Source organism: Cupriavidus sp. C3SS-1, from assembly GCF_057073755.1.
The window spans coordinates 322566-334747 of the sequence record NZ_CP172700.1 but is presented as its reverse complement, the minus strand read 5'-3'; the positions used below and the strand labels follow the sequence as shown (position 1 = coordinate 334747).

Here is a 12182-nt window from a genome sequence, read left to right as displayed (position 1 = left end):
GAGCCTCCATGGAACAACTGCGATTTGAATTTCCGGCGGGAGCGCCTGCCGCAACCCGCGCGCTCGTCGGCGTGGTGGGATCGGGCGATCTCGAAGTGCTGGTCGAACCCGGCACTGGCGGCGTCACCACCGTGGAGATCACCACCTCCGTCAACGGCTATGCCCGCGTCTGGGACGCACAGCTCGCACGCGTGTTCGCAGCGCAGCCGCGCGCGTCCATGCAGATCCGCATCCATGACTTCGGCGCGACGCCGGGCGTGGTCGGCATGCGGCTGGCCGAGGCCTTTGAAGCGCTCGATGCGCACGGACAACAGGAGCACCCATGAGCACGCCGACCCGCAGCGCATCGCTGCTGAACCGGGACAGCTTCATCGAACTGGGCGCGCGCGAACGGGCCCGCACGCTGCTGGACGGCGGCACTTTCCGCGAGCTGGCCGGCCCGTTCGACGGCCTGCAGTCGCCGTGGCTGGCGCGCCAGGGCATCGTGCCGCAAAGCGATGACGGCGTGATCGTGGCGAAAGGACAGATCGACGGACAGCCCGTGGTGGTGCTGGCCATCGAGGGCGCGTTCCAGGGCGGCAGCCTTGGCGAAGTCGGCGGGGCCAAGCTTGCCGGCGCGCTGGAACTTGCCGCCGCGGACAACCGCCGTGGCGTGCCGACGCGCGCCGTGCTGCTGCTGGAAACGGGCGGCGTGCGGCTGCAGGAAGCCAATTTGGGACTGGCTGCCATTGCCGACATCCACGCGGCCATTGTCGACCTGCGGCGCTACCAGCCGGTGGTCGGCGTGATTGCCGGACAGGTCGGATGCTTCGGCGGCATGTCGATTGCTGCCGGGCTGTGTACGTCGCTGGTCATGACGCAGGATGGCCGCCTGGGCCTGAACGGCCCGGCCGTGATCGAACAGGAAGCCGGCATCGCGGAATACGACTCGCGCGACCGGCCGTTCATCTGGAGTTTCACGGGCGGCGCCCAACGTGTGGCCACGGGCTTTGCCGACGTGTACGTCGCGGATGACTGCGCCGCAATGCGCGACGCGGTAGCGCGCGAGCTGCGCGTACCGTCAGCCGCCACGCCCCGTAGCGAGCGCCGCCGTGAAGTGCTTGCCGTGCTGCAGGACTACGACTCCGGCATCCAGCCAACGCCGGCCGAAGTACAGCGCCTTTTTGGCCGTTTCCATCGGGAGTCCAACGCATGAACGCCACCGTCCAAACCCTGCCCCAGCAGGACGTCAGCCGCGGCGCGCACTGGTTGCGCGCGCTGGCGCCGGCTGCGTCGTACCGCGAGGGCTTTCCGCACTCCGTGACCGTCGCCGACGGAGAACTGGCTGGTACGCTGGTCCGCTGGATCGCCGTGGTGCCCGATGCGCAAAGCCGTTTTCCGCGCGCGCGCAATGGCGAAGTCGGGCTGGTCGAAGGCTGGTCACTGGCCCAGGCCGTGCATGAAGTGGTGGAAGCGGACCGCGATGCCGCGGTCAAGCGCGCCATCGTCGCGGTCGTGGACACGCCGAGCCAGGCTTATGGCCGGCGCGAGGAAGCACTGGGGATCCACCAGTCGCTGGCCGCCGCCGCTGCGGCGTATGCGCAGGCGCGCCTCGCAGGCCATCCCGTGGTGGCGCTGATCGTCGGCAAGGCTATGTCTGGTGCGTTCCTGGCCCACGGCTACCAGGCCAACCGCATCATCGCGCTGCGCGATAGCGGCGTACTTGTGCACGCGATGGGCAAGGACGCCGCGGCACGCATCACCATGCGTACGGTCGAGGACCTGGAAGCGCTGGCCGCCACCGTGCCGCCGATGGCGTATGACATCGGCAACTTCGCCACGCTGGGCATCCTGTGGCGGCTGATCAACGTGGCCTCGGCCGATGCACCGGAGCCTGCCGACATCCACCTTGCCCGCGACACCATCCTGGCCGCGCTCTCGGATATCCGGCGAGACGGCGCCCCCGACCTTTCCGGCCGGCGCAGCGGGGAGAACCGCCAGGCATCGCGGCAGGTGCGTGACTGCCTGCGCAAGCAATGGCAAGCCTGACGACGTTCCACCCGGCGCCGCACGACCTGCTCTGGCTGGCCGACGCGCGGCGCAGCCTGGCGGGCGTCGCATTGCCGGCCTGGTTATCGCTGGACGCGCTGACCGCCACGCCTGTTGTGGTGCGCCGCGATGCGTGCCGCCCCGATGCCACTCCGGTCGGCCTGCGCGGCGCATCGCGTGCCGAGCGCTTCGGCACCTGGATTGCTCCCGCCGATGTGGCGCACGTGGTCACGCCTGCGGACATCGCGGCGGCGCGCGCGTGGCGGCGCCCTGAACTGATGGCGCTCGCCGCCATCCGCACGCTAGATGCGGCCGCCGATGCGCTCGATGCGCGGCGCATCCGCTGGGGCGTGGGCGGGGGCGCCGGCTTCACGATCGCCAGCGGCATCAACGTCCTGCATGCGGACAGCGATCTCGACCTGCTGGTCTACGCGGACCATCCGCTGCCGAAGGCCGATACTGGCCTGCTGGCCGCGCTGCAGGATGCCGGTCCGGCACGGATCGACATCCAGGTCGACACCCCGCAAGGCGGCTTCTCGTTCCTCGAATGGCGGCGCAACGGCGGCAAGGTCCTGCTGAAGACCGCGCAGGGACCGAGGATGTGTGCCGACCCGTGGCAGCCCGCGCCATGAGCGTGCTGCTGATCTTTCCCGGCCAGGGCTCGCAGCGGGGCGGGATGCTCGCGGACCTACCGGACCACCCGGCCGTCAGCGACGTGCTCGCGGAAGCGGCCGATGTCCTGCAAGTACCCACGGCCGAGATGGACACGCCGGCACGCCTGCGCTCGACGATCTGGGTGCAGCTCTGCCTGCTCACGTCTGGCGTAGCCATGGCGCGATGCCTGGCCGAAGAAGGGGGACACCCGGACGCTGTCGCAGGGCTCTCGATCGGTGCCTATGCAGCGGCCGTCACGGCCGGCGTGCTGTCGTTTGCCGATGCGTTGCGGCTGGTCCGGCTGCGCGGCGAACGCATGGAGCAGGCCTATCCGCATGGATTCGGCATGACGGCAATCCTGGGGATGGAACGCGCGCGGCTCGAACCGCTGGTGGCACAGGTCCACACGACGCAAAGCCCAGTCTATCTCGCGAATTTAAACGCGCCGGCGCAGATCGTGATTGCCGGCAGCATCGCAGCCATGGAAGCCGTATCGGCACTGGCCCTGGCGGACGGCGCACAGGCGGCCAAGCCCGTCGCCATCCACGTGCCGTCGCATTGCGCCTTGCTCGATGACGCCGCCGACGGGCTGGCGAAGGCCATGGCGGCTGTTTCATTGTCGGCGCCCCGCCTGCGCTACTTCAGCGCAAGCCTTGCACGCGAACTGCGCGACCCGCGCCGGATCGCCGACGACCTGGCCCGCAACATGGCCATCCCCGTGCGCTGGCACGAGACCATGCTGCTCGCCTATGCCACCGGCATGCGCGTGGTGGTCGAAGCGCCGCCGGGCGACGTGCTGACGCGGCTGGCGCAACCTGTGTTTGCGGATGGCATCGTCATTGCCGCCGACCGGGCGCGCGTGGATACACTGGCCGCGATCATGCGGCGTGGCCGGCAGAGGGACTGAAGCCCCCCTCAGGCGTGCCAGTCCTGCAGCGGATGGCAGGTCATATACCGCGGCGCCGCGCCGATACCAAGCCGGGCACGCGCGGCATCGAGCGGCTCGTGCAAGAGCGCCTCGTAATCCTCGCCCAGCAGCCACTTCGCCGCGCGGCCCAGGCGATAGCCTTCGAGCACCGCGCGCGCAAAGGCCAGGCTGCGGGTGACGCGCAGGCTCTTCAGCGACGCCGCCACCGCGATAAATGCCCAGCCAAGGCCGCCGGTCTGCGCATAGCTGAATGCCACCAGCGCGGCCTCGCCAAGACTTTCGTCGGCACGGTAGCCGGTCAGCACGTGCCAGATGTCGTGGATATCGCGGGTGCGGCGGGCGAACCACATATAGGCGTCTTCAACCAGCGGCTCGCGGCCCATGTTGGAGACTTCGGCGAGCCCGTCGGCGCTGTAGCCCGTGTGCCGCAGGAAGTCCCGGTACGCCGCGCCGACCGTGCGGGGCGCAAACGTCGCCACGTAGGCCGGGTCGCACAGCCGCTCGGCCAGTTCCGTGCGCTGGTAGACCAGCCGCCGGCCATCGGGCGTGCCCAGCAGGCGCGCGAAGTTCCTGGGCATGGACGGCCCGTTCAGCGCGCGCATGATCAGGAACACCTGCGTGGTGTCGTGCCCGTCCACCAGCAGCTTGCGGATGGCGCTGAATGCGGTGGAGAAATCGCGCTTGTAGGGATCGGGCGCAATCGCGGCAGCCATCGGCGTCTTCCTTGAGAACGTGGTTCAGTGGCACGGGCGGCGGGAGTGGCCCGCCCCCGCATGGTGTCCGGACGGGCCTGCGCCACACATTCTCATGTAGCATGCAGCGTCGCTTTTACAAAGGAAACATGGATGTCCGCAACCCGCCTCCGCCTCCTCCTGCTCGCGGCCGTGGCCGTGCCCTGGCTGGCCGCCTGCGCCAGCGGCGCCAGCGTCGAGTACCTCCAGGCCCAGGAGCCGAAGCAGATCCACTCCGACGCCAGCGTCGGCGACCTGACACTGTGCCTGAAGAGCCGGCTGCGTGAAGAAGCGAATGTGATCGCCTACCCCGAACCGGGCAAGGTGGACGTGCGCATCGGCTCCGCCACGCGCACGGACACGGGCTACTTCTACGTGGTCAGTCTGCGCCAGGCGCGGCAGGGGACGGATGTCGAGATCCGCGGTTCGGGCGAATGGCGCCCAACCATGAGCCCGAGCCGCGTCGCCGGCTGGGTGCAGGACTGCAAGCCCGGCATGGCGCACTGAGGCGCCTTGCCGGACACGGGCGCGAGCGATCGCGCTCATGCCGTCGCCGCCTCGGCAACATGCACGCGCGCGGCGGCTTCCCGCACGAAGCCGTCGCAGGTGTCGGGGGCCGTGATCGGCAACATGTGGCCGCCCGGCACCAGCGTCAGCGTGGCGCCCGGCACCTTTGCGGCCAGCGCCTGGCCATTGGCGGCCGGATCGAGAATGCGGTCTTCGCGGCCGAACAGGATGCTCACCGGCAAGCGCAGCTCTCCGTAGCGCGCGACCAGCGGCGGCAGGCTTGGCGCCCCGGCGACCAGATCCTCCGACGCCGCGACGAAATGGCTCGGGCGCAACGCCAGCATGCCACCCCCGCGCAGGGCAAAGTCCGCCGGCACCGGATCGGGACCGAAGACGATTTCCAATACCGCCTCCCGCCGCAACTCCGACATCGGCACCGCCAGCGTCCACGCCACGAACTGGCGCAACCAGTGCCGCCGCAGTGTCAGCGGCCGGAATACCAGCGGGATCTCTTCGGCCGGGTGCGTCAGCGGCGCCAGCAGCGCCAGCCCGCCGACTCGATCCGGATGACCCGCGGCCAGTGCCAGCGCGATGGCGCCGCCCAACGAGTGGCCGACCACGAGCGGGCGTTCCAGGCCGAGCTTCTCGATCAGCGCCGCCAGCACATCGGCCTGCGCGGCCAGGTCCGCGTGCGCACCGGGCGTGCGCACGGAATAGCCCGAGCCCGGCCGGTCCACCGCCACCACGCGGAAATCGCGCGCCAGCGGTTCGATCATGCCGTAGCCGAAATTGCCGAGCTGGCCCGACAAGCCATGCACCAGCAGCAGCGCCGGACCCTGGCCACGCTCGACCACGTGCAGGCGCGCGCCGGGCACCTCGACAAAGCGCCCGTCGGGCGGCAGCGCGGCCTCGACGCGCCGCACCTTGCGCACGGTGTACAGGAAGAGCCCCGCGAACAGTGCCGCCAGGGCCAGCGCCATGTAGAGCAGGATCATCATGGCTGGACCTCGCCGCCGGACAGGCTTGCGGGCGTTTCGCGCGGCGCCGGTGCGCTGCGCGGCAGGTCGAACTGGAGCACGCCATCGGCAATGCGGCCGTGGCGGAGGGTGAGCATGTCGAGGATGTAGTTCTGGTAGAGGCGCCATGGCCTGCGGTCGCCCTGTCGTGGCAGCACGCCGGCGGCACGCTGCACATAGCCCGACGTGAAATCCAGGAACGGCGCGGGCTGCACGGACGCGTCGCGCCGCGGCATGGCCACGCGGTGCCCATGGCGGTCCATGTACCGCAACAGCCGGCACACGTATTCGGCGGTCAGGTCCGCCTTCAGCGTCCAGGAGGCATTGGTGTAGCCGAAGGCCAGCACCAGGTTCGGCACGTCATCGAGCATCATGCCCTTGTATGTCATCAGCGCTGCCGGCACGCGCGGCTGCCCGTCGACGCTGACGGCGATGTCGCCAAGCATATTGAGCCGAAGGCCGGTGGCCGTCACGATGATGTCCGCCGGCAGGGTCTGGCCCGAAGCCAGCACGATGCCGTCTTCGGCAAAGCGCTCGATGGTATCGGTGACGACCGACGCGCGGCCGTCGCGGATCTCGCGGAACAGGTCGCCATCCGGCACCAGGCAAACGCGCTGGTCCCACGGCTTGTAGCGCGGCGTGAAGTGCTTGCCGACATCGAAGCCGGGGCCGAGCTGCGCGGCGGCCATGCCGACCATGGCCGCGCCGACCCGCTCCGGACGGCGCCGCGCCAACTGGAAGAAATACATGCCGAGCAGCACGTTCTTCCAGCGCGTGGCCGCGTAGGCCAGCCGTTCCGGCAACAGCCGCCGCAGCCGGGCGGCCATGGCGTCCTCGCCGGGACGGGTCACGACGTAGCTGGGTGAGCGCTGCAGCATGGTCACGTGCGCGGCGGTCGCCGCCATGGCCGGCACCAGCGTGACCGCCGTGGCGCCGCTACCGATCACCACCACGCGCTTGCCGGCATAGTCGAGCGACGGATCCCAGAACTGCGGGTGAACGATGCAGCCGCGGAAGCGCTCCTCGCCGGGGAAGGCGGGCCGGTGGCCCTGTGCATAGCTGTAGTAGCCGGCGCACACGTACAGGAAGCGCGCGCGCCACTGCTGGCGGCTGCCGTCCCCGCTACGTTCCGTCGTGACCGTCCAGCAGCCTTCGTGGCCGTGCCAGTCCGCGCTGACCACCTTGTGGCCGAAGCGGATGTGCGGGGTAATGCGCGCTTCGTCAGCGGTCTCGCGGATATAGGACAGGATCGACGGGCCGTCGGCGATGGCCTTCGCACCCTTCCACGGCTTGAAGTGGTAACCCAGCGTGTACATGTCCGAATCGGACCGGATGCCCGGATAGCGGAACAGGTCCCAGGTACCGCCGACCGCATCCCGCGCTTCGAGGATGGCGTAGCGCTTTCCCGGACAGCGCTGCTGCAGGTGCCGCGCGGCGCCGATCCCGGACAGGCCGGCGCCGACGATCAGGACGTCGAGCAACGTGTCTTCGGGTGCGGCAACGGTCATGGCGGGCTCCCGGATGCGGTCACTTCTGACACCATAGGTTGTCAGATGCCATCTGACAATAGGGAATGTCATAATGGCCCGATGATGCGCGATCCGACCGAGCCGACCGAGACCTCCACCGCTCGCCGCTACCGCGGTGCAGCAGCCGACGAGCGCCGCACGCAGCGCCGTTGCCAGCTCATCGCGGCGGCCATCCAGGTCTATGGGGAGCGCGGCTACCAGAACTCCACCGTCAAGGCGGTTTGCGAAGCGGCGGGGCTGACTGAACGCTACTTCTACGAGTCCTTCCCCAACAGCGAAGCTTTGCTTGAGGCGTCGTTCCGCGCCGTGACCGACCTGCTGCTGCAGTCGATCGGCCATGCGGTGCAAGACGCCGGATGCGGGCGCCAGCAGCGCGCGCTGGCCATGCTGCGAGCGTATTTTGGCGCCTTGCAGCGCGAGCCGCGTTCGGCCCGGGTGTTCCTGGTCGAGATTCGCGGGGTGAGCAAGCGCGTGGACGAAGCGCTCGAAGCGTCGCTGCGCGCCTTCGGCGGCCTGCTCGCGCAGGCGCTGCTGCCGCCGGGGCAGACTGGCGATCCATTGCTGCTGGCCGGCATCGCCGGCGGCGTCGTTCATATCGCGCTGCGCTGGATCCGCGACGGCTACGCGCCGGACGTCGACACGGTGGCCGCCACCGCGCTGGAACTGGCGATGGTGCTGACGCGCAAACCGGCCGGATCCTGATTCCCGTTTTCCACGGGCGCCGGGTCGCGGACCGGTAAAGCTTGCACCGGGAAAGGCGTAGCGAAGCCGGAAGCGCGGCAACGCCGTCGCCGGGGCGCTGGCAGGGAACTTGCGGGCGGCCCATGCATGGGCGACTGCACTTCGGCGCACCATGAACCTCCGCGATACGATTCACGCGCTGATCACTACACATGCCCCCGAGGGCGACATCCCGCTGCCTGGCTACGGCAACACGGCCGCGCGCTGGCGGCTGTTCTCCATCGTCGCGGCCACGCATGGGACTGTCGCCATCAAGCTCTTCGAAGCCCACGCCGACGCGCTGGCGATCCTGTCCGAGCTCGCCCGGGCCCGTCCCGAGCCGGGCACCCGGTGGGCGGTGTGGGCGGCCGAGCCGCCCGACGCGCGCGTGTGCGCCAGCCCAGCGCCGGACGCGGACACACAGGACCTGGCAACGCGCGCGGGCATGACGCATGGCAGGCCGGTGTTGCTCAGTGGCAGCAAGGCCTGTTGCGCGGGCGCCGCCGGCGTATCCCATGCCTTGCTGACCTGCCTCGACGCCGACGGCGTGCCGTGGCTCGCGGCCATCGACATGCACGGCGCGGGTGTGACAGTCACCTCCTCCGGCTGGCACGGCGTCGGCATGAAAGACACCTGCAGCGGCGGCATACTGCTCCATGATTGTCCCGCGCTCTTGGTCGGCGGCCCGCGCGCCTATCAGGAGCGGCCCGGCTTCTGGCATGCGGGCGCCGGCATGGCCGCGTGCTGGTATGGCGCCGTATTGCCGCTGGCGCTGGCCGTGCGGGACACCGTGCGCCAGGGCAGCGACGCCCATGCCGCCACGGAGCTCGGCGCCATCGACGGCGACCTGCATGCGGCGGCCGCGCTGCTGCGCGAGACCGCCGAATGGATCGACACCCAGCCGGACGATGATGCGTTCATGCCCGCCATGCGCCTGCGCACGGTGGTCGAAGCCACGGTGCGGCGCGTGCTGCATCGCGCCGGCAACGTGCTTGGCGCGGGGCCGGCGTGCCGCGATGCGCGACTGTCCGCGCTCTACGCGGACCTGCCTGTGTTCCTGCAGCAAAGCCATGCCGGACACGACCTGGCGGCACTCGGCACCGCCATCAGCCACGCCGACAACGGCTACGCGCTATGACATCGCCGACCGCCTTCGAGGCGATCTTCGAGCAGGACGACCCGTGGGGCTTCGAATCGCTATGGTATGAGGCGCGCAAGCGCGACTTGCTGATGGCGGTCCTGCCCGAAGCGCGATATGCCCGCGCGCTGGAGGCCGGCTGCGCGACCGGCATGCTGACCGATCGGCTCACGGCCCGGTGCGATGCGCTGCTTGCCGTCGACTGCGCTGCCCGAGCCGTTGCGCGCACGCGCGCGCGCCTGGCGGCCCACGCGCATGTCGAGGCGCGCGTGGCCAGGCTTCCGGCGGAGTGGCCCGCGGGCAGCTTCGACCTGATCGTGCTCAGCGAACTCGGCTATTACTTTGCCCCGCAGGACTGGCGCGATACGGTGACGCGTGCCGTCGGCGCGCTTGCGCCGCATGGCACCATCGTCGCGTGCCACTGGTTGCGACCGTTCGCTGGGCGCCGGATGTCGACCCGCCACCTGCACGCCACCATAGGCCGCCAGCCGGGGCTGCATCGTCATGTGCGGCATGTCGAGCCGGACTTCCTGCTCGACGTCTGGTCGCGCAATGAACAGCCGCTGCGCCTGCGGGAGCCCATGCAGTGATCATCGTGTGGTGCCCGTGCCGAGCCGGCGTGCGTGGGCTACTGCAACGGTACGCCGGTGTCCTTCACCACGCGGGCCCAGCGCTCGCGTTCGCTCTGGACGAAGCCCGCGAAGTGGGCCGGCGTATCGCCGCCCGGAATGCCGCCGAGTTCGGCGAGCTTGCCGCGGGTCCCGGGCTCGGCGAGGATGTTCGCGACGTGCTTTTGCAGCAGGTCGATGATTGCGGGCGGCGTGCCGGCCGGGGCAACCAGCCCGAACCATGCGGTCACCTGGAAATCATCGAGGCCCGCTTCCTTCATTGTCGGCACGTCGGGAAGCTCGGCCACGCGCGTGGCGCTGGTCACGGCGAGCGCGCGCAGCTTGCCGGCCCGGATATGCGGCAGCGAGCTGGGCAGGTTGTCCACCATCATGCTGACCTGGCCGGCAAGCAGATCGGAGACCGCGGGCGCCGCGCCCTTGTACGGCACGTGCACGACATCAATGCCCGTGCGCTTGCGAAACAGCTCGCCCGCAAGATGCGGAGACTGGCCGGTGCCGGACGACGCAAACGACAGTTGTCCAGGCCGGGCCTTGGCAAGCGCCACCAGTTCCGCGACGGAGCGGGCGGGCACGGCAGGGTTGACGACCAGCACATTGGGCACCGACACCACCAGCGTGACTGGTGCAAAGTCCTGCGGCTTGTAGGGCAGGTGCTTGTACAAGCTGTAGTTGATGGCGTTGGGCCCGATGTTGCCCATCATCAGCGTATAGCCGTCAGCGGAAGCATTGGTGAGCGCCTGCGAGCCTATGATGCCGCCCGCCCCCGCGCGGTTCTCGACCACGACCGGCTGGCCCAGCGTCTCGCCCAGGCGCTTGCCGACCAGGCGCGAGGCAATGTCCGTCGTGCCACCGGCGGCGGCCGGAACAATGAGCCGGATCGGCTTGTCCGGATAGGCCGCCATGGCACTGCGGCCGGCCAGCAGCCCGCTTGCCGCGGTGACAACCGAAAGCAGCCCGAAGATAAACCGCAAACCCATCCGTCGTGATGTCAACATGCCTGTCTCCTGATTCTCGTGATGTTCCGGGACGCTCGCGCGAGCCCTGCACTGTTGTGGTTGGGGCAGCATACCTACGAGTCCCGGCGGAGGGATTCAGCACTGAGAAAGGCGGCCTTTGGCGCGACGGAATGGCGCGGGTGAAAGCGGAGATTTCCAATCGATGGAGAGGAAATCCGCGATTATTCTGGGACTCCCGCGAGCGCAGCGAAACTCACCGAGCGGGAGCAGCGGCAGGCGCCAGGACCAGCAGCGTCGACGTGCCGTGTGCCAGGACACGGCCGTCGCCGGCCAGGATCCGTGCCTCGGCCGTGATGATTTGACGGCCCTGGTTGATCACGCGCCCCTCGGCGCGGACCCGGCCGGTGTCGGCCTTGATCGGGCGGGAAAAATTGCCCTTGGTTTCGATCGTCGTGTAGCCGGTGCCAGCCGGCAGCACGGAGTTCGCCGCGCAGCCCGTGGCGCTGTCGATCAGCGTCAGGGCCCAGCCGCCGTGGACCGTTCCCATCGGATTGAACAAGTGTGTGCCGGGGTCGCCTTCAAAGACGGCGAAACCGTCGCCGACCTCCGTCAGCCAGAAGCCGAGCATCTCTGAAATGGGCGGCTGCGGCAAGCGGCCTTCGATGATGGCCTGCAAGATGGCTTTGCCCGTCATGCCTGCGATCTCTGCTGGCGATGCGACGCCGTAGCGGTGGGTGGTCATGGTTGTCTTTGTCTCCCGATTGGAAGGGGGTAGATTACATGGAGATCGGGGGAGGCGTCGGGGGGCAAGAAGAAGGAATGGTTCGCTCTGGCCGTGATGGGGCTGTCGTGCTTGGCATGCGCGGCTGTTTCGCCGGCGTAGCCGGCGGGGCGTCTCTCGCAATGATTGGGTTATCGCTCTTGGCAGGCGCGGCTGTTTCGCCGGCGTAGCCGGCGAGTCACTTTTTGTCCGAGCGACAAAAAGTAACCAAAAAACGCGTTGACTTGTCCTAGCGGACGAATATTGATCGTAGCGTGCCGAGGGTGTTGTACGGGTATTCGCTTCAGAGTCTGCCCGGCTGCCTGCCGCGTGGAGCGCGTCCGCCTGCAGGCTCTCCCGCAATGATTGAACGAGCCCCGAAACTGTCCGTGGCCCGACACTGCCACCGTTATCGCATCATCGCCTTCGGCTGCTGCGCGGCTCACTAGTCGGCAGGCGGAACGACATCAACGGCGCAGAGGCTGGTGCTTCTGTCTCTTCCCTTCTCTTCCCTTCTCTTCCCTCGGTTTTCACTGAGTGCGCGCAGCGCAGCCGTAGGCGTCCTACCGATGGCGCGGTTAGCAGG

Annotated in this window: 14 protein-coding genes; 9 read left to right on the top strand and 5 right to left on the bottom strand. The window is 69.0% G+C overall.

Going from position 1 to position 12182, the window contains the following annotated elements; all coding sequences use genetic code 11:
* The first annotated feature begins 8 nt into the window (after window positions 1-8).
* Genes ACIGJC_RS17565 through mdcH form a run of 5 tightly spaced genes read left to right on the top strand, consistent with a single transcriptional unit; the run spans window position 9 to window position 3589 of the window.
* A complete protein-coding gene (locus ACIGJC_RS17565) occupies window positions 9-326 on the top strand; it encodes a malonate decarboxylase subunit delta (protein WP_483713324.1) in 318 nt (105 codons plus the stop codon).
* The gene (locus ACIGJC_RS17560) at window positions 323-1195 is read left to right on the top strand and encodes a biotin-independent malonate decarboxylase subunit beta (protein WP_483713323.1); all 873 of its coding nucleotides are present in this window, start codon (window positions 323-325) and stop codon (window positions 1193-1195) included. The genes ACIGJC_RS17565 and ACIGJC_RS17560 overlap by 4 nt, the downstream gene beginning before the upstream one ends.
* Complete coding sequence (gene mdcE / locus ACIGJC_RS17555; protein ID WP_483713322.1) at window positions 1192-2028, top strand: biotin-independent malonate decarboxylase subunit gamma; 837 nt, start codon at window positions 1192-1194, stop codon at window positions 2026-2028. Before ACIGJC_RS17560 ends, mdcE begins: the two co-directional genes overlap by 4 nt.
* Window positions 2016-2660 carry a malonate decarboxylase holo-ACP synthase gene (locus ACIGJC_RS17550; RefSeq protein WP_483713321.1) on the top strand — a complete coding sequence of 215 codons (645 nt, stop codon included), beginning with the start codon at window positions 2016-2018 and terminating at the stop codon, window positions 2658-2660. Before mdcE ends, ACIGJC_RS17550 begins: the two co-directional genes overlap by 13 nt.
* On the top strand, window positions 2657-3589 hold the full coding sequence (gene mdcH, locus ACIGJC_RS17545; protein WP_483713319.1) for a malonate decarboxylase subunit epsilon: 933 nt from the start codon (window positions 2657-2659) through the stop codon (window positions 3587-3589). Before ACIGJC_RS17550 ends, mdcH begins: the two co-directional genes overlap by 4 nt.
* Window positions 3590-3597: 8 nt before the next feature.
* Here mdcH and ACIGJC_RS17540 read toward each other — a convergent pair whose 3' ends face one another.
* The gene (locus tag ACIGJC_RS17540) at window positions 3598-4323 is read right to left on the bottom strand and encodes a Coq4 family protein (RefSeq protein ID WP_483713318.1); all 726 of its coding nucleotides are present in this window, start codon (window positions 4321-4323) and stop codon (window positions 3598-3600) included.
* 132 nt (window positions 4324-4455) lie between these two features.
* On the opposite strand from ACIGJC_RS17540, the gene ACIGJC_RS17535 reads away from it, so the two are divergent.
* Entirely contained in the window at window positions 4456-4848 is a 393-nt protein-coding gene (locus ACIGJC_RS17535) for a hypothetical protein (RefSeq protein ID WP_483713317.1), read from the top strand.
* 35 nt (window positions 4849-4883) lie between these two features.
* Here the strand turns inward: ACIGJC_RS17535 and ACIGJC_RS17530 are convergent, their stop codons facing one another.
* Window positions 4884-5846 (bottom strand): alpha/beta fold hydrolase, encoded by a 963-nt coding sequence (locus tag ACIGJC_RS17530; RefSeq protein WP_483713315.1) that lies wholly within the window; start codon window positions 5844-5846, stop codon window positions 4884-4886.
* Window positions 5843-7372 (bottom strand): flavin-containing monooxygenase, encoded by a 1530-nt coding sequence (locus ACIGJC_RS17525; RefSeq protein ID WP_483713314.1) that lies wholly within the window; start codon window positions 7370-7372, stop codon window positions 5843-5845. Before ACIGJC_RS17525 ends, ACIGJC_RS17530 begins: the two co-directional genes overlap by 4 nt.
* A gap of 81 nt (window positions 7373-7453) precedes the next feature.
* On the opposite strand from ACIGJC_RS17525, the gene ACIGJC_RS17520 reads away from it, so the two are divergent.
* The 3 genes from ACIGJC_RS17520 (at window position 7454) to ACIGJC_RS17510 (ending at window position 9841) form a co-directional block, all read left to right on the top strand.
* A complete protein-coding gene (locus tag ACIGJC_RS17520) occupies window positions 7454-8095 on the top strand; it encodes a TetR/AcrR family transcriptional regulator (protein WP_483713312.1) in 642 nt (213 codons plus the stop codon).
* A gap of 151 nt (window positions 8096-8246) precedes the next feature.
* Window positions 8247-9251: an acyl-CoA dehydrogenase family protein gene (locus ACIGJC_RS17515; RefSeq protein ID WP_483713311.1), complete on the top strand. Its 1005-nt coding sequence runs from the start codon at window positions 8247-8249 to the stop codon at window positions 9249-9251.
* On the top strand, window positions 9248-9841 hold the full coding sequence (locus ACIGJC_RS17510) for an SAM-dependent methyltransferase (protein ID WP_483713310.1): 594 nt from the start codon (window positions 9248-9250) through the stop codon (window positions 9839-9841). The genes ACIGJC_RS17515 and ACIGJC_RS17510 overlap by 4 nt, the downstream gene beginning before the upstream one ends.
* A 38-nt stretch (window positions 9842-9879) precedes the next feature.
* On the opposite strand, the gene ACIGJC_RS17505 is transcribed toward ACIGJC_RS17510, so the two are convergent.
* Entirely contained in the window at window positions 9880-10875 is a 996-nt protein-coding gene (locus ACIGJC_RS17505) for a Bug family tripartite tricarboxylate transporter substrate binding protein (RefSeq protein ID WP_483713308.1), read from the bottom strand.
* 214 nt (window positions 10876-11089) lie between these two features.
* The gene (locus tag ACIGJC_RS17500) at window positions 11090-11578 is read right to left on the bottom strand and encodes a PaaI family thioesterase (protein ID WP_483713306.1); all 489 of its coding nucleotides are present in this window, start codon (window positions 11576-11578) and stop codon (window positions 11090-11092) included.
* Between the last annotated feature and the right edge of the window lie 604 nt (window positions 11579-12182).